Genomic DNA, 16,797 nt, shown 5'->3' with positions numbered 1-16,797 from the left:
GTAGTTAATCGGCCCCATATGCACAAAGCCTGTCACCATTCGCGAAGCGAATGGTGACAGGCTTTGTGCCAGATGCCCTGTGGGCTGACAGCGGAACGAAGTGGAGCTGTCACTCCCGACTTCAAATCTATAGTGACAGGCTTTGTGCTAGATGCCCTGCGGGCTGACAACGGAACGGAGTGGAGCTGTCACTCCCTTCTTGTAAATATCAAGTAACTGATAATCTGCCTCTTTCATTTTTAATCATGCTTTATCAAACCTAGCTTGTCAAGGGATTGATGGAATTCTGTTTTGGCACGGCCATTACATAATTTAATTTCCCCTTTCATAACTACGATAGCATTTATATTGTACATTTACAGCATAAATGCTACACACATGAAAAAGGAAATGAATGAACCTGTCATTTTTGATACGCGAAAGAGTATAAGACGCGCAAGAGTTGCTGAAGCTTCTACGCCGAAATGGCGATTCGTGTCTGAGGGGATTGAATATACCTGGCAGTCTACATTAGAAAGAGTGGGTATTATCCGAATGGGGGTTCCTTATTCGGCTATTGAAGTCATTAGTAAGCGCATTAACGTTCCGGTAAAATCAGTTTTAACTATGTTTGGCCTACCTCAAACCACCTACAATAAAAAAAGAAGAGAAAAATCACTGCTGAATGGTAGAGATAGTGAAGTCATTTTACTTCTGACGGAATTAGTTGATTATGGAATCGAAGTTTTTAATCAAGAAGAGTATAAATTTCAACGTTGGATGAAAAAGCCCAATTATTCGTTGGGAAATAATACACCAGAAAGTTTATTGGACTCTAACACAGGCATTCAAGAAGTTCGAAACTGTCTGAATCGAATTGAATTTGGAAATTTTGCCTAATGAAAGTATATCGAATTGAGCGGGAAAAATACCTAGATACCATATTGTCAGGTGGAGGTGCGTCCAGAATGGAAGGTTATCGATGGAATAGCTTAAACACTTCGGTAGTTTATACCTCTGCATCTCGAGCCCTTGCTACTCTAGAAGTTTCCGTTCACATTGATCTATCTGAAGATCTGCCGACAGATCGATTTTATGTTGAATTAGAGATTCCAGACGAAATAAAAATAGTAGAACTGAATGTAAATGATTTGCCTGAAAACTGGGACTCCAAACCACCTATTTTAGAAACTCAGTTTATAGGCGACGATTTTGTTGCGCTGAAATCAGCTGCTGTCCTAAAAGTACCGAGTAGTATTGTGCCTCCGGAATTTAATTACCTTATAAATCCTGCTCATCCTGATAGTGTTAAAATCAAGGTCCTCTCAGTAGAGGCGCTGGTATTTGATGGGAGAATGGTGAAGAAATAATTAAAGTAGATTAATCCTCCCAACTATTTCATTTTTAAACTTTTAAGTTCATATTTACCTCCATAAATATAAACCTATAAGTTAACATGAAAAACCTCTTCCTCCTCCTCCTAGTATTAAATTTCTCAGCCCATGCCCAATGGGTCGAATTATTAAATGGCCGCGACTTATCTGGCTGGAAAACCAGCGAGAATCCTAATTCATTCCAAGTGCAAAACGGCGAACTCGTTGTCGCAGGTCCTCGTGGCCACTTATTCTATGATGGTCCCGTAGGCAATCACAATTTCCAAAATTTCGAAGTAAAAGCACTCATCAAAACCTATCCTGGAGCAAACTCCGGATTATACGTATGTACTGCTTTCCTTGAAAATGATTGGCCTTCTCAAGGATACGAGGTACAAGTAAATAATTCTAATACCGATTGGCGTAGAACTGCTAGCCTTTATGGCATAATAGACACCGCGGAAAAATTAGTACACGATGAAGAGTGGTTCGAATTACATGTGAAAGTGGAAGGGAAGCACATCACGACCAAAATCAACGGTAGAACTGTAGTCGATTTTGAGGAGCCGGTAGGAAGAACAGATAAAAGACGAATTCAACCTGGAACTATTGCCATTCAGGCACACGATCCGAAGAGCAGGATCGCCTATAAAAGCGTTCAGGTAAAATTGAACTAAAAAAAAGAGGAGCTTAAAAAGGCTCCTCTTTTTTATTATCTAAACTATGGATTACAAATCCACTGCTTCACCATAAGCCGCTTCTGTCGCGCCTTTGAAGGCTTCTGACATCGTCGGGTGAGGGTGAACCGTTTTCATAATCTCGTAAGCCGTGCTTTCTAACTTGCGAACTACCACCGCTTCAGCGATCAATTCCGTTACGTTGTAACCGATCATGTGAGCGCCTAATAATTCACCGTATTTGGCATCATAAATAACTTTTACGAAACCATCACGAGCGCCGGCAGCCGTTGCTTTTCCAGACGCTACGAATGGGAATTTACCCACTTTGATATCGTAACCAGCTTCAATCGCTTTTTTCTCGGTCATACCGACTGAAGAAATTTCTGGGTTGCAATACGTACAACCTGGGATGTTTGTGTAGTCCAAAGCCTCTGTCTTGTGACCAGCCATTTTCTCTGCACAAATAATCGCTTCCGCTGAGGCAACGTGTGCCAAAGCTGGACCCGGAGTAATATCTCCAATCGCGAAATAACCTGGAATATTCGTTTCGTACCAAGCATTCACTGGAATACGACCTTTGTCTACGATAATACCTACTTCTTCTAGACCAATGTTCTCTAAATTACAGATCACACCTGCTGCTGAAAGAACGATATCGCATTGAATTTCTTGGTTACCCGTTGGAGTTTTGATGCTCACTTTGCAACCTTTTCCTTTCGTATCCACTGACTCCACGCTAGATGACGTCAAGATATCGATACCCATTTTCTTGTATTGCTTCGCTAATTCTTTTGAAACATCTTCATCCTCTACGGGAACGATGTTTGGCATGAATTCTACGATGGTTACTTTCGTTCCCATCGCCGCGTATACATAGGCAAATTCAACTCCGATCGCACCAGAACCGATCACGACCATCGAATCTGGACGTTTTTCTAAGCTCATCGCCTTGCGGTATTCGATCACTTTTTCGCCATCGATTGGCACATTAGGCAATGCACGAGCGCGAGCACCCGTCGCGATCATGATATTTTTTCCTTCGTAAACGGTTTTCTTCCCGTCTGCATCAGTTACTTCGACTTTCTTACCAGGTTGGATTTTTCCAAAACCCATAATCACGTCAATCTTGTTTTTCTTCATCAAAAACTGAACGCCTTTGCTCATGCTATCCGCCACGCCACGAGAACGGGAAATAACCGCAGAGAAATCAGCTTCAGCGCCTTTTACGGTAATTCCGTAATCAGCCGCGTGCTTGATGTACTCGAAAACTTGGGCAGATTTCAAAAGGGCTTTGGTAGGAATACATCCCCAGTTTAGGCAAATACCACCTAAGGATTCTTTCTCTACAATTGCACATTTTAAACCTAATTGAGAAGCTCGGATAGCTGCTACATAACCCCCTGGGCCTGAGCCTACCACGATCAAATCGTATTGTTGCGCCATTTTATTGCTTGATTTAAATGAATGAGGCCGCAATTTAGCACAAAATCGGGTATATTTGCACTTTATTAAGTAGAAAAACACATGACTAGAGACAGGTTCAATGACCTGAAAGCCAGAATAGAGGCTTTAAGGAGGTATCTTTGACTACGATCACAAGAAATATTTAATCTCTGAACTAGAGACGGTTACCTTAGATCCCGAATTTTGGAATAATCCAGACAAGGCAGAAAGCACGATGCGCGAGATGCGTGGGCTGAAGTTTTGGACGGATGGGTTCGATAAACTCGCGAATGCGCAAGGCGATTTAGAAACCATTTGGGAATTTTACGAAATGGGTGAAGCCACCGAGGCGGAAGTGGATGCAGAAGGCGAGAAGCTGGAGGCAAACCTGGAGGCTTTGGAATTCCGCAAAATGATGTCTGACGAAGGCGATAACATGAGCGCCGTCTTAGAAATCAATGCGGGAGCAGGTGGAACCGAATCCCAAGACTGGGCCGCCATGTTATTGCGCATGTACCACATGTGGGCAGAAAAGAACGGCTTCAAAGTGCGTTTAGTGGATGAAAATCCAGGGGATGTTGCAGGAATCAAATCCGTTACCATCGAGGTGGATGGCGAATTTGCCTATGGTAATTTAAAATCTGAAAACGGTGTGCACCGCTTAGTGCGTATTTCCCCTTTCGACTCGAACGCGCGTCGTCACACGTCGTTTGCCTCGGTCTACATCTGTCCTTTAGCGGATGATACCATCGAAATTGAAATCAATCCAGCGGACATCGATTGGGATACTTTCCGTTCCGGTGGTGCAGGAGGCCAAAACGTGAACAAAGTCGAAACAGCCGTTCGTTTGACCCACAAACCTTCTGGAATCATCATCGCTTGCCAGCAAGAACGCTCGCAATTAATGAACAAAGAGGTAGCATTGCGCCTATTGAAGTCTAAATTATACCAAATCGAAATCGATAAACGCAACGCCGCGCGCGCAGAAGTGGAAGCAGGCAAGAAGAAAATCGAGTGGGGTTCGCAGATTAGATCCTATGTATTAGACGATCGTCGCGTGAAAGATCACCGCACGAATTACCAAACATCGAATACGGATGCAGTATTAGACGGGGAGATTAATGAGTTTATTAAGGCGTATTTGATGGAGAACTAGTCCAAAGTCCGGAGTCGATAGTCCGAAGTCGATAGTCACTAGTCCGGAGTCTAACGTCCGGAGGAGTTGTTAGGCTTTGTCAGACGATTCTTCTACTACCGCGGCTTCGGTTTCTGCTTCCAATGACGCTAGGTAATCTACTAGTAAATCTTTGGCATAGGAAAGAGCAAGCGCAAGGGCGTAGGATTTAATGGCATCACCCACGATTGAACCTTTTTTCTTGGAACCAGAGAAGGTCGAATATAAGAGGTAAGCGCCGGCTACTATGCCACCAGCGATTAACATCTGGTTTCCGATTTTTTTGTATTCAGTAACCGTCTCTGTTAATTTCTCCTGAATCTCAGCTGCCTGGCTTTCTAATTCTTCTCTTTTCTCTTTATTCTGACTCATTTTCGCGTGGTTTTAAGGATAAGAAAAGAACGAAACTAGCTAGGCCAATGATGCCAGCCATGATGAAATAACCGATAAAACGGCTCTCTAGAGCTTGGTTGATCCACTCAGAACCTCCTAAAAGAAGGAAAAATAGGGTAATTGCGAAACCAGCTGCCACTAAAACAAGTTTGAAAATTCGAACAAGAATCTCCTCCAGTTTTTCCTGAATATCTAACTTGATGATCTCAAATTGAGTCTTGAGATAGTCAGTAATCAATTCAACTAGACGATTGTTTTCGAACAAACCCATTTTATTTTTGCTTTAACTTCGCTTCAATCGAGTGTTGTGTGTGCGGTACTAAGCGTAAACGTTCTTTGGAAATCAACTTTCCAGAATCGATACATACGCCGTAAGTGCCGTTTTTAATGCGCATTAGTGCATTTTCTAGATTAACTGCAAACTTTTGTTGACGAACAGCTAATTGGTTTAAGTTTTCTTTTTCCGCAGTATCAGCTCCATCTTCCATTACTTTCGAGTTTCCGGAAGTTGCGTCTGTTCCTGTGTCGTTTTTCTTACTTAACGCTTCTCTTAAATATTTTAATTCTGCTTGGGTGTCTTCTAACTTCTCTTTGATAATCTGCTCAAACTCCTTTAATTCTTCGGCAGAGTATCTTTGTTTTTCTTCGTTCGCCATAATCTAAAATATGATTTTTTGTAATAGGGCACAAATATAATTAGCTCGATTGGAATAAGGTAATATAACGGATAAAATCTCAGACAATTTTTTTATTCCCTGTTTTTCAGGGGTTTAAGCCAGTCTAGGTAGCCTTTTAGGGCTAAAATAATAAAGACCAAATAGAGGGCAGCTGTTCCCCATAATTCTTTCGTGGCATACATTCCTACATAGGCGATATCGACTATAATCCAGACGAGCCAGTTTTCGATTTTACGCTGTGTCGCTAGCCAAGTGCCGTAAATGCTCATGCCAGTTAAACTCGCATCTAAAAAAGGAAAGCTGACAGACGGGAAATAGTTTACATGTAGATAGCCAGACCCCATTCCAAAAACTAAAGCTACGGCTAAACCTGCCGTAAGTTGCTGAAGTGTCGCTCTTTCCGGTTTCCAATTTTGCTCTGAGTGGGACCAAGTCCACCAGCCATAGATCGCCATTAAAATAAAGAATCCCTGCAATTCCATGTCAGAATAGAGCCCATTTTGCCAAAAAACAAATCCATAAAGTCCTGAGGCCAGGATATTGCAAATCCATGCCGAGCTTTTCTTAGCCATACTAAGAAACACACCGGCTAACGAGGCTATTATGGCTAAGATTTCGACTAGGCTCATCTTTTGTTGTTTTTCTGGTAAAAGGCACAGAAATGGGTGATGTCACATTTCGCACATTGCGGAGTTCTAGCTAAACAGATGTAGCGACCGTGCAAAATCAACCAATGGTGAGCCGTCGCGATCACCTCGTCTGGCAAATTTTTAATCAAAGCCATTTCTACTTTCAATGGAGTATTCGCGGTCTTAGGAACTAGTCCCAGTCGTTGAGATACTCGAAAAACATGGGTGTCTACCGCCATCGCGGGTTGGTTGTAAATAACCGAGGCAATAACGTTCGCGGTTTTTCTTCCCACACCCGGTAAACTTTGCAAGTCTTCCATCGTTTCAGGCACTTCGCCAGCGAATTGGTCGGTGATTTTTTGGCCTAAACCTAACAGGTGTTTGGCCTTATTATTCGGATAGGAGACGGAGCGGATATAGGAGAAAATTTCTTCTACGCTCGAATCTGCGAGAGATTTAGCGTCAGGAAAACGTTTGAAAAGGGCAGGAGTAACTTGATTGATGCGCTTATCGGTGCATTGGGCAGATAAAACCACCGCCACTAATAATTCGAAGGGGTTCGAATAATGCAATTCGGTTTCCGCCTCAGGAAATCGCGTTGAAAAATGATCCACAAACGCCTGAAATCGTTCTTTCTTTATCATTATAATCCCTTAGATATCGACCAAACCCAATTTATTACAAGCAATACAATCAAAATTACTGCCACCACTGGCTGTCGAAATTTTTCCTCTAGCCAAAGATACATCCGAAATACCCGATCACCACGCGTAAATAGGTCAAAAATGACAAGAGTGGGTAATAACATGGCTGCCCCTACGATAATTCCAAGCGGGTTTCCATGAGTGAAATCTCCCAGGATAAAGCGCGTCGTTCCGCAAGCGGGACAAGGAATTCCAGTGAGTGTTTTGAAAAAACAGGTAAAGCCGATGCCCGTCCACAAATAAATAAATCCAGCAGAGCAGGCAATCAAGATTGTTCTGTAGAGCTGCTGGCGGGTCATTAGACTAAATAGGCTTGTAATCTGGTAAAGTTTCTGGCGCGGGTTGCGTCCATAATAAAAAACCAATCGATGATTGCCCAGATCCCTATTCCCCCGCAGGTAAGTAATTTGGCAATACCTAATCCCGTATCTCCGATGAGGAATCGATCAATCCCTAAGCTGCCACCCACAATGGAGACGATCAAGCTAAGAACGGGGTCTTTAATTTGCACATGCTGTAATATAATCCATTGGGAGTCATCAAGGGCAAGCAGTTTCTCTCGAATATAGGACAATTGATGCGTTTCGAAACTCTTCCCATGTGTCATAATAAATAGGTCAACTTTAGATGCTTCCATTCGTTTGATTAGTTTTTTGCTAAAATTAGCGAGATTTTTTGAATAAAAAAGCCCCTAGTGTGCTAGGGGCTTTTTACTCTTACGAGCATGTTCGAGAATTTTCTCAAGGCTCCTTTCGGAGGGCTCAGTATAAGCCAAATTCAGCAAGTTTTGGACCTGTTTTAAACGAGTAAGTTCTTGCTTCTCGTCTTCATTTAATGTTTGCTGGAACCCTATTTCAGGCTCATAAAGGTGTTTAATCAGGTCATTCGGGGTAGAGTTTTTTGTCATAGGCAAGGTTTTGTTTCTCTAACATTTTTCGCAGGTTAATGAGCGCATAACGCATGCGCCCTAGTGCGGTATTGATACTAACGTTGGTTAAATCGGCAATTTCTTGGAAGCTTAATTCTTCGTAATGGCGCATCACGAGTACTTCGCGCTGCTCATCAGGAAGCTTTTTTATTAAGTCCTTGATATTAACGATCGAATCTTCTTTTAATTGTTTTTCCTCTGAACTTTCTTCAGAAAATTGAAAACTGTTCCAAAGGGGCGATCCATCGTCTAATACAATTTTAGGATATCGCTTCTCTTTTCGGAAGTGGTCAATGGCCATATTGTGCGCGATGCGCACAATCCAGGGAAGAAATTTGCCTTCTTCATTATACTTGCCTTGGTTGATGACGTCCAAAGCTTTGATATAGGTTTCCTGTAAAAGATCTTCCGCCACGTAGCGGTCCTTCACAATTAAATAAATGGTCGTGAATACTTTAGATTTGCTACGGTTAAGTAGCGTTTCGAACGATTTAGAATCACCTTGGATGTAGGCAGAAATTAACGCTGCATCATTAACGGGTATTTTGCTCATAAAAAAGTAAAATGGTTAATGTAGAGATTTATCTCATGCAGTAGGGTCTAAATGGGCGAATTGGTTGCTTTTGTTTGCGCAAATTAGATAAATCTTTTTTACATCCAAAATTTTAGTTGATTTTGAATAAATTTCGATCACAAAATTTGGAAGCTCATTTAAATCCTTAATTTTGGATTCCTAAACTTCAAAAAAAATGAAAAATCTACGTTTTATTATGTCAGCTTTGGCCCTGACTTGTTTGGCCTTTGTTTCTACTGCTCAAAAAGCCGCTGATTATGCGGGTGAATACACCATGAGCGATAATCCTTATGTTAAAGTCTTGAAATTAGCTGACAAAGAAGGAAAATTAATTATGTCTGCGGAAGGATTTCCTGATACAGAATTAACAGCTGGTTCTAAGCCAGACGCATTTGTTTTAGGTGGAATGGGAGGCGATATTACATTTACACGTGTAGCCGGTGCCGTAACAAAATTGAAAATTGAAGCACAAGGTCAAACTTTAGAAGGTGTTAAGGCTGGTGCTGCGGTTGCGTCTGCTTCTTCTGGTGGGATTGCTGATTATGCAGCTACCTTTAAGATGGCTGACAACGAATATGTGAAGAAAATGATTGTTGTCGCTAAAGACGGTAAATTGATGATTTCATCAGATGCTAATCCTTCTGAAGCAGCTGTTTTAACACCAGCATCTACAGCAGATACCTTTGCTACTTCATTACAAGGTTATGAGGCGGAGATCACTTTTGGCCGCGCGGCTGGAAAAGTAAAAACGATCAAATTATCAGTAGCTGGTGGTGCAGTAGTATTAACTGGAGATGTAGAGTAATTTATTCTCCATTCATAAAAAAAGGGCTTCGTTGTATAACGAAGCCCTTTTTTTATTTCAATTGTCTGCGGTAGAGTTGAATCGTATTCTCTAAGCCGTAATACAAGGCATCGCATATGAGCGCGTGTCCGATGGAGACTTCGTCCAAAGGATTTACGTTTGCTTGGAAAAAGGCTAAATTCTCTAAACTTAAATCATGACCAGCGTTAATGCCTAATCCTAATTGATGAGCCCTAAAGGCTGCTTTTCGATAAGAAGCAACCGCTTGCGTCGGATTCGTAGGGAAATCATTCGCATACGGTTCCGTGTATAATTCAATGCGATCAGTGCCTGTTGTGGCAGCGGCTTCGACCATTTCTAAAACAGGGTCCACGAAAATGGAGGTGCGAATGCCGGCTTCCTTAAAGGGAGCAATCAGTCGCTTCAATAATTCTTGGTGTTGAATGGTGTCCCAGCCGTGGTTGGAGGTGATTTGGCCTAAAGCATCAGGCACTAAGGTCACTTGCGCTGGCTTAACGGCTAATACCAATTCCACAAATGAGGCTTCCATCGGATTCCCCTCGATATTAAACTCCGTCGTCACCTTCTCTTTCAAGGCGTACACATCCGCGTAGCGAATATGACGTTCATCTGGACGCGGGTGAACCGTAATACCCTGTGCACCAAAGCGTTCGCAATCTAACGCCACCTGGATCAAATCCGGGTTATTACCACCTCGCGAGTTACGCAAGGTGGCAATTTTATTAATATTGACGCTGAGTCTAGTCATTAGATCAATTTGTGTGCCGCTAAGTATTCTGCGATTTGAACCGCATTCGTAGCTGCACCTTTACGCAAGTTATCAGCCACGATCCAAAGGTTCAAAGAGTTCTTTTGAGAATTATCGCGGCGGATACGTCCTACAAAAACCTCATCTTTTCCGTGTGCCGTGATCGGCATTGGATACACTAAGTTCTTCGGATCGTCTTGAACAATGATTCCTTCTTCTTTTTCTAAGATCGCACGAACTTCCGCTAAATCGAAATCGTTTTCGAACTCGATGTTCACCGCTTCCGAGTGTCCACCGATCGTAGGGATACGAACCGTCGTGGCAGTTACCTTGATGGAGTCGTCCATCATGATTTTGTTCGTCTCTAAAATCATCTTCATCTCCTCTTTCGTGTATCCATTTTCTAAGAAAACGTCGATTTGAGGAAGAACGTTTAAGTCGATTTTGTATGGATATACTTTCGCGTAATCCGTCTTTCCTGCGCGCTCATCGAATAATTGATCGACAGCCGCTTTACCCGTTCCTGTTACGGATTGGTATGTAGAAACGACTACACGTTTGATTTTGTATTTTTTGTGCAAGGGATTTAACACGACTACCATTTGGATGGTCGAGCAATTCGGATTTGCAATAATTTTATCGTCTGGAGTTAAAGTGCTCGCGTTGATTTCCGGAACGACTAATTTCTTAGTAGGGTCCATACGCCAAGCAGAGGAGTTGTCCACTACGGTGATGCCGGCCGCCGCAAATTTGGGAGCCATCTCTAATGAACTGCTTCCACCTGCAGAGAAAATTGCCACGTTTGGTTTCATCGAAATCGCTGTTTCGTAACCTACTACCGTGAAGTCTTGGCCCTTAAAATTTACCTTTTTACCGATCGAACGCTCGGATGCTACCGGGATTAACTCCGTAACTGGAAAATTTCTTTCCGCTAATACTTTCAAAATTTCTCCGCCTACTAGTCCAGTGGCGCCTACAACTGCAACTTTCATTCTATTTATTTTATAATGGATATGTGATTCCTACTGATACTCCTGTTTGCCCCGAAGAGCTTAATTTTAGGCCCATTTGAGCCTTACTTAATTCATTATATCGTTTTAACGCTTTGTTGAAGTGTCTATTACTCACGGTTCCGATGTAGACGTTTGCTAACGCCACGCCGCCCACCGCTGACCAGTAAAAGCCCTCTGATATGCTTCCTTTACTCAAATAAGTAGAAAAAGCGAACACAGTAGAGAAACCGGCTAACCAGCCAGAAAGTTTACGTTGACGTTTGAATTTTAAGAATTCGACGTTGACTTCTGGGTCTCTGGCCTCCATTAAGGGTATTTGTAAGGCCAAAGGATGATCAATCAACTGCCTGTCATACATAAATCTCCTCGTCCAAACCCCTTGCACCTCTTCAATGGGAATTAATTTCTTCTCCTGCGCCATAGCGCTGCCTGTGGCGATTAGTAAAAAGAAAAGTAAGCTCCTGATTTTCAAAGTAAAGCTGGGATTTTAGCCCACAAAATTAGGGCTTAAAATGGGGAATCGAAAGGAAAATTAGCGAAAATCGTACATTTTCGCCGGGCAAATGGCGATATCTAGCGGGATATCATGACTTTCAACGTCTTCAATCAGGTCCACAGGATCGGAAAGGCTGATGCCTATTTTAAGGCAATCTGGCCTGCAATTCAAAAGGTAGCGATCATAAAAGCCTTTGCCGTAGCCTACTCGGTTGCCATTTAGATCAAATGCCACTAAGGGCAAAAGGACAATATCGAAATCGGTCGGTTTGACAACGGTGCCGTCCACCGGTTCAGGAATGCCCCAATCTGAGATAGCGAATTCTGCCGCCAGTACCATTTCCATCGTGCCAGTTGCGGCCGAAATGACGCGCGGAAAAGCGAAATTTCCTTTTAGCGAATCTAAACTAATCTCATTCCGGTGGGGGATGGCTTTGAAGCTGGCGATGGTTTTGCCGGTTGTTAATAAATAAGTCAAGGTTTCGATGACGCGCTGGGAGCGCTCACGGAATTCTTTTTCTGTAAGTTCTGTGCGCTGCGCCAACACTATTTTTCGAATCTCGGCCTTCTTCATATTCAAACCTAGTTAATTGCGTTCGGAATACAAATCTTCACGTGAGATGTTCCGTATAATTTTGTATTTTTGCCTCAATTTTGCCAATTTTTTCATTTTAACCCCACACGTCTGTGAGCTTTAAGGAATACAAAAATTTAGATTACGCCGCTTTGGCAGATGAAATTCTAGATTTCTGGAACGCGAATAACATCTTTGAAAAGTCGATCTCTACCAGAGAGGGACAGCCTACGTTTACGTTTTTTGAAGGACCTCCTTCTGCGAACGGAACGCCGGGTATTCACCACGTGATGGCGCGGGCGATTAAGGATATTTTCTGCCGCTACCAAACCCTAAAAGGAAAGCAGGTAAAGCGTAAAGGGGGCTGGGACACACACGGTTTGCCGGTGGAATTACAGGTAGAGAAAGAATTAGGTATTACGAAAGAAGATATTGGCAAGACGATTTCGGTCGAAGAATATAACAAAAAGTGCCGCGAGACGGTGATGAAATTCACCGATCAATGGAATAGTTTGACGGAGAAAATGGGTTACTGGGTGGATCTTGAAAACCCCTATGTGACCTACCAAGCGAACTATATTGAGAGCGTTTGGAACTTATTGAAGCGTTTATACGATCAAGGTTTATTATACAAAGGTTATACGATTCAACCGTATTCGCCAGCGGCAGGAACGGGTCTTTCGTCCCACGAATTGAATCAACCTGGTTGCTACCGCGATGTGAAGGATACGTCCTTGACGGCGCAATTTAAGGCGATCAAGAACGCGAAATCCGAGTTTTTATTTAAGGCGTCAGGCGATACGCCAGTCTATTTATTGGCTTGGACGACTACGCCATGGACTTTGCCTTCGAACACCGCTTTGACGGCTGGAAAGAATATTGCATATGTATTGGTGAAGACCTTTAATCCGTACACCTACGTGCCGGTTAATGTGGTTTTGGCCAAAGACTTAGTCAAAAACTACTTCCAAGCAGCCGCTGAAAACGGCGACTTTGCAGCGTACGAAGCGGCAGAGAAAAAGCCACAAGCGATTCCATTTGAGATCGTTGCGACTTGCAAAGGATCTGAATTAGAGGGAGTAGAATACGAACAATTAATGCCCTATGTGCAGCCATCGGCGCCTGCGTTCCGCGTGATTTTAGGGGACTTTGTGACAACAGAAGACGGAACGGGTATGGTGCACACGGCACCAACTTTTGGAGCAGATGACTTTAGAGTGGCTGCCCAAAACAACATTCCAGCGCTTTTAATTACCGACGAAAACGGCAAAGAAGTGCCATTGGTGAATCGCCAGGGTCGTTTTGTGGCGCAGGTCACGGATTACGCTTTGGAACCCGTAAAAGAAGCTTATTTAACGGACGAAGAGAAAGAGGCAGAGCGCGTGAAGCAAGGCCGCGACAAGTATTTGTCAGTGGATGAGCGTATTGCGATTCAATTAAAGACCGAAAATAAAGCGTTTAACGTACAGAAATTTGATCACCCGTATCCACACTGCTGGAGAACGGATAAGCCGGTCTTGTATTATCCATTGGATTCTTGGTTCATCAAGACGACGGCAGTAAAAGATAAATTAATCGCCTTAAACAAGACGATTCAGTGGAAACCGGAGTCGACTGGAACGGGTCGTTTCGGGAACTGGTTAGAGAATTTAGTGGACTGGAATTTGTCTCGTTCTCGCTATTGGGGAACGCCGTTGCCTATTTGGCGGACGGAAGATGGTGCAGAGGAAATCTGTATCGGTTCGTTAGAGCAATTGAAAACGGAGATCGAGAAGGCGCAGGCTTCTGGGACTCTGACGGACGTTCAGACAAAAGGAAACGCAGCTTTTTTAAAGGCCTTAGCCGCTGGAGAAGCAGATTTGCACCGTCCATTTGTGGATGAGGTATTCTTGCTTTCAGCGACAGGAAATGTGTTAACGAGGGAATTGGATTTGATCGACGTTTGGTTCGATTCAGGTGCGATGCCGTTTGCGCAGTGGCATTATCCATTCGAAAATCAAGATGTATTTAAGCAGAGTTATCCAGCGGATTTCATCTCAGAAGGGGTGGATCAAACGCGTGGTTGGTTCTTTACGCTGCACGCGATTTCGAGCATGGTGGAAGATTCTGTGGCGTTCAAGAATGTCGTTTCGACGGGATTGGTTTTGGACAAAAACGGAAACAAGATGTCCAAACGCCTAGGCAACGCCATCGATCCATTCGAGACCTTGAAAGCCTACGGAGCAGATCCGACGCGTTGGTATATGATTACGAATGCGCAGCCTTGGGATAATTTAAAGTTTGATTTAGCTGGGATTACGGAGGTGCGCAACAAGTTCTTTGGCACACTGACGAATACCTATAATTTCTTTGCTCTTTATGCTAATCTCGATGGATTCGTTCCAGCAGGAATTAAAGAGGAGGATTTAACGGAATTAGACCGTTGGATTCTCTCTAAATTAATGAATTTGATCGCGGAGGTGGATGAGGCTTTCGAGACCTATGAGCCTACGAAGGCAGGTCGCGCGATCCAAGATTTCGTTTGTGATCACTTGTCAAACTGGTATGTTCGTTTGTCACGCCGTCGCTTCTGGAATCCGGAAACGGCGAATCAGGCGATCAACGTGGATAAACAAGCGGCTTACGAGACTTTATACCACTGTTTAGAGACGGTGGCGCAATTAATGTCGCCTATCGCGCCGTTCTACGGAGAATGGTTGTACAAGAATTTGACGGGCAAAGAATCGGTTCACTTGACGCATTTCGCGAAGGTAAATCCGAGCCTACAAAACCCGGCATTAGAAACGTCGATGGAATTAGCTCAAGGTATTTGTTCGCTGGTTCACTCGATTCGCAAGGTACACCGCCTGAAAGTGCGTCAGCCTTTAGCGCAAGTATTAGTGCCGGTATTGCAAGAGTCCGTAAGAGACCAAATCCGTCGCGTGGAAGACCTGATCAAATCAGAGGTGAACGTGAAGCAAGTCAATTATTTAAATGACGCGTCTGGGGTATTGAATAAGAAAGTGAAACCTAATTTCAAGGCTTTAGGACCAAAATTCGGGAAAGATATGAAAGTGGTCGCGGAGGCCATCACGGGAATGTCATCGGAGGATTTAGCCTCGATCGAGTCAGCTGGATCTGCTAAGATTCAAGGATTTGAGATCGCATTAGCGGACATTGAAATCTTGACAGAAGATATGCCGGGTTATTTGACGGCCAGCGAGGGTGGATTGACGATTGCGTTAGACAATACTTTAACGCCGGAATTAGTTCGCGAGGGGAACGCAAGAGAATTCGTGAATCGTATCCAAAACTTGCGTAAAGATTCTGGTTTCGATGTGACAGACAAAATAAATATCCAAGTGCAGCGTTCGGACGAAGAATGGACGGCCAGCTTGAACGAATTCAAAGCCTATATCTCGCAGGAGGTGCAAGCCTTGAGTTTGGAGTGGGTGGAATCAGCCTCAACGGAACTTACTTTTGAGGAATCTAATCTGTTCGTGAATGTCACGGTAGCCTAAAATGATGAAAAAACTCACCTGCTTACTATTCTTGCTGTGTGGGTTTTTTCGTGTTTCTGCGCAATCCGAAGAGCTGATGGTGGACGGGATGCGGGCGTATATGAAGGAGGATTTTGGCGAAGCTATTTTGGTTTTCGAGAAACTCGCTAAAGTGCAGACGCAGGAACCGGCGGTCTTTTATTATTTGGCCAAAAGCTATCTGTCCGACAAACAACTCACTTCAGCTCGTACAAATGCAGAGAAGGCGCACCTATTATCGCCCTATTCGTTCGATTATGGTCTTTTATATGGAGACTTACTTTTAGCGAACAAAGAATACAAAAAGGCGTTGGAATGCTTCGAAAAATTGCTTTCCTACGATGATCATCGCTTCGATGCGGAACCTGATATGATCCGGGTGAAGCAATTCGTCTTTTTATCAAAAGGAGATGAGGCGAAAGAAACGGCTGATAAAAATGCCTATTATTTGAAAGCGGCTGATTTAGGTCCTGTTCAAGAAGAACTTTGGGTGCGCATCATACAACTAGACTGGGAATTAAATCGAAAAGAGGCCGTGGTCGAACACGCCTTAGAGGCTTTAGACAATTACCCTCGAATGGCTCCCTGGGTGTATCCGATTTTAGGAGATGCTTACCAAGCTTTAGGAAATAATTCCGCTTCAGATGCGGCCTTCGAAAAAGCATTAGCGGCTAATCCAAAAGACGATCATGTACTGAATAATTACAGCTATTTCTTATCCATCAGAAAGGAAAAGTTAGCGTTAGCAGATTCATTATCTGCGCGGCTGGTCAAAGACCATCCGAACAACGGAACCTATTTAGATACCCGTGCTTGGGTGTTGTATGAACTTAAACGCTATCCGGAAGCGCGCATTGCAATGGAAGCTGCTTTAAAAGACAAAGAAAATGTATCGGCCACGTTGTGGGAACACTACGGAGATGTACTTTTTCGTTTGAAATTTGTAGATAAAGCGATCGAGGCGTGGAAAGAAGCTTTACGGGTAGATCCAGCTCGTGAAACTGTAGATAAAAAGATTCGATTGCGTCAAATTCCCGAAAATTGAGCTATTTTTGTTTCCAAAACTCCT

General features: G+C 43.3%; 20 protein-coding genes. 7 read left to right on the top strand and 13 right to left on the bottom strand.

Annotated elements, in window-relative coordinates; translation table 11 throughout:
- Positions 1 to 378: 378 nt before the first annotated feature.
- From parS to ACRZ9O_RS04875, 3 genes are all read left to right on the top strand, one after another.
- A complete protein-coding gene (gene parS, locus ACRZ9O_RS04885) occupies positions 379 to 879 on the top strand; it encodes a type II RES/Xre toxin-antitoxin system antitoxin (protein ID WP_459456913.1) in 501 nt (166 codons plus the stop codon).
- Entirely contained in the window at positions 879 to 1,349 is a 471-nt protein-coding gene (locus ACRZ9O_RS04880) for an RES family NAD+ phosphorylase (RefSeq protein ID WP_459456911.1), read from the top strand. Before parS ends, ACRZ9O_RS04880 begins: the two co-directional genes overlap by 1 nt.
- A gap of 86 nt (positions 1,350 to 1,435) precedes the next feature.
- Positions 1,436 to 2,029 carry a 3-keto-disaccharide hydrolase gene (locus tag ACRZ9O_RS04875; protein WP_459456909.1) on the top strand — a complete coding sequence of 198 codons (594 nt, stop codon included), beginning with the start codon at positions 1,436 to 1,438 and terminating at the stop codon, positions 2,027 to 2,029.
- Positions 2,030 to 2,080: 51 nt separating this feature from the next.
- On the opposite strand, the gene lpdA is transcribed toward ACRZ9O_RS04875, so the two are convergent.
- Positions 2,081 to 3,475, bottom strand: coding sequence for a dihydrolipoyl dehydrogenase (gene lpdA / locus ACRZ9O_RS04870; protein WP_459456907.1), 1,395 nt, complete (start codon positions 3,473 to 3,475; stop codon positions 2,081 to 2,083).
- 81 nt (positions 3,476 to 3,556) lie between these two features.
- Here lpdA and prfB point away from each other — a divergent pair.
- Positions 3,557 to 4,631, top strand: a protein-coding gene (prfB, locus tag ACRZ9O_RS04865; RefSeq protein ID WP_459456905.1) for a peptide chain release factor 2 whose coding sequence is annotated in 2 segments (ribosomal slippage) — positions 3,557 to 3,616 and positions 3,618 to 4,631 — 1,074 coding nt in all. Because the reading frame shifts where the segments join, the coding sequence is not laid out codon by codon here.
- A 69-nt stretch (positions 4,632 to 4,700) separates the two neighbouring features.
- Here prfB and ACRZ9O_RS04860 read toward each other — a convergent pair.
- The 8 genes from ACRZ9O_RS04860 to ACRZ9O_RS04825 all read right to left on the bottom strand — a co-directional run bounded on the left by ACRZ9O_RS04860 (position 4,701) and on the right by ACRZ9O_RS04825 (position 8,533).
- Positions 4,701 to 5,021: a hypothetical protein gene (locus ACRZ9O_RS04860; protein ID WP_459456903.1), complete on the bottom strand. Its 321-nt coding sequence runs from the start codon at positions 5,019 to 5,021 to the stop codon at positions 4,701 to 4,703.
- A complete protein-coding gene (locus tag ACRZ9O_RS04855; RefSeq protein WP_459456901.1) occupies positions 5,008 to 5,313 on the bottom strand; it encodes a hypothetical protein in 306 nt (101 codons plus the stop codon). Before ACRZ9O_RS04855 ends, ACRZ9O_RS04860 begins: the two co-directional genes overlap by 14 nt.
- A gap of 1 nt (position 5,314) precedes the next feature.
- Positions 5,315 to 5,698: a TraR/DksA family transcriptional regulator gene (locus tag ACRZ9O_RS04850; RefSeq protein WP_459456899.1), complete on the bottom strand. Its 384-nt coding sequence runs from the start codon at positions 5,696 to 5,698 to the stop codon at positions 5,315 to 5,317.
- Positions 5,699 to 5,790: 92 nt separating this feature from the next.
- A complete protein-coding gene (gene pnuC / locus ACRZ9O_RS04845; RefSeq protein ID WP_459456897.1) occupies positions 5,791 to 6,348 on the bottom strand; it encodes a nicotinamide riboside transporter PnuC in 558 nt (185 codons plus the stop codon).
- A complete protein-coding gene (nth, locus tag ACRZ9O_RS04840) occupies positions 6,345 to 6,992 on the bottom strand; it encodes an endonuclease III (protein WP_459456895.1) in 648 nt (215 codons plus the stop codon). The genes pnuC and nth overlap by 4 nt, the downstream gene beginning before the upstream one ends.
- Positions 6,992 to 7,351 (bottom strand): DUF2752 domain-containing protein, encoded by a 360-nt coding sequence (locus ACRZ9O_RS04835; protein ID WP_459456893.1) that lies wholly within the window; start codon positions 7,349 to 7,351, stop codon positions 6,992 to 6,994. The genes nth and ACRZ9O_RS04835 overlap by 1 nt, the downstream gene beginning before the upstream one ends.
- Entirely contained in the window at positions 7,351 to 7,689 is a 339-nt protein-coding gene (locus ACRZ9O_RS04830; protein ID WP_459456891.1) for a TM2 domain-containing protein, read from the bottom strand. Before ACRZ9O_RS04830 ends, ACRZ9O_RS04835 begins: the two co-directional genes overlap by 1 nt.
- Before the next feature lie 244 nt (positions 7,690 to 7,933).
- Positions 7,934 to 8,533, bottom strand: coding sequence for an RNA polymerase sigma factor (locus ACRZ9O_RS04825; RefSeq protein WP_459456889.1), 600 nt, complete (start codon positions 8,531 to 8,533; stop codon positions 7,934 to 7,936).
- A gap of 196 nt (positions 8,534 to 8,729) precedes the next feature.
- Between ACRZ9O_RS04825 and ACRZ9O_RS04820 the strand changes: the two genes are divergently transcribed.
- Entirely contained in the window at positions 8,730 to 9,359 is a 630-nt protein-coding gene (locus ACRZ9O_RS04820; RefSeq protein ID WP_459456887.1) for a hypothetical protein, read from the top strand.
- A 52-nt stretch (positions 9,360 to 9,411) separates the two neighbouring features.
- Here ACRZ9O_RS04820 and ACRZ9O_RS04815 read toward each other — a convergent pair whose 3' ends face one another.
- Genes ACRZ9O_RS04815 through ACRZ9O_RS04800 form a run of 4 tightly spaced genes read right to left on the bottom strand, consistent with a single transcriptional unit; the run spans position 9,412 to position 12,210 of the window.
- Positions 9,412 to 10,128 carry a pyridoxine 5'-phosphate synthase gene (locus ACRZ9O_RS04815; protein WP_459456885.1) on the bottom strand — a complete coding sequence of 239 codons (717 nt, stop codon included), beginning with the start codon at positions 10,126 to 10,128 and terminating at the stop codon, positions 9,412 to 9,414.
- Positions 10,128 to 11,120 (bottom strand): aspartate-semialdehyde dehydrogenase, encoded by a 993-nt coding sequence (locus ACRZ9O_RS04810; protein WP_459456883.1) that lies wholly within the window; start codon positions 11,118 to 11,120, stop codon positions 10,128 to 10,130. Before ACRZ9O_RS04810 ends, ACRZ9O_RS04815 begins: the two co-directional genes overlap by 1 nt.
- Positions 11,121 to 11,130: 10 nt before the next feature.
- On the bottom strand, positions 11,131 to 11,613 hold the full coding sequence (locus tag ACRZ9O_RS04805; protein ID WP_459456881.1) for a hypothetical protein: 483 nt from the start codon (positions 11,611 to 11,613) through the stop codon (positions 11,131 to 11,133).
- A gap of 60 nt (positions 11,614 to 11,673) precedes the next feature.
- Positions 11,674 to 12,210, bottom strand: a complete 537-nt coding sequence (locus ACRZ9O_RS04800; protein ID WP_459456879.1) for a 5-formyltetrahydrofolate cyclo-ligase — start codon at positions 12,208 to 12,210, stop codon at positions 11,674 to 11,676.
- A gap of 113 nt (positions 12,211 to 12,323) precedes the next feature.
- Here ACRZ9O_RS04800 and ileS point away from each other — a divergent pair, with 113 nt between their 5' ends.
- The gene (gene ileS, locus ACRZ9O_RS04795) at positions 12,324 to 15,710 is read left to right on the top strand and encodes an isoleucine--tRNA ligase (RefSeq protein WP_459456877.1); all 3,387 of its coding nucleotides are present in this window, start codon (positions 12,324 to 12,326) and stop codon (positions 15,708 to 15,710) included.
- 4 nt (positions 15,711 to 15,714) lie between these two features.
- The gene (locus ACRZ9O_RS04790) at positions 15,715 to 16,773 is read left to right on the top strand and encodes a tetratricopeptide repeat protein (RefSeq protein ID WP_459456875.1); all 1,059 of its coding nucleotides are present in this window, start codon (positions 15,715 to 15,717) and stop codon (positions 16,771 to 16,773) included.
- Positions 16,774 to 16,797: the final 24 nt, after the last annotated feature.

This window comes from Aquirufa sp. HETE-40SA (assembly GCF_054558635.1).
The sequence above is the reverse complement of the archived record's forward strand: the minus strand, read 5'-3'. Positions and strand labels throughout refer to the sequence as shown.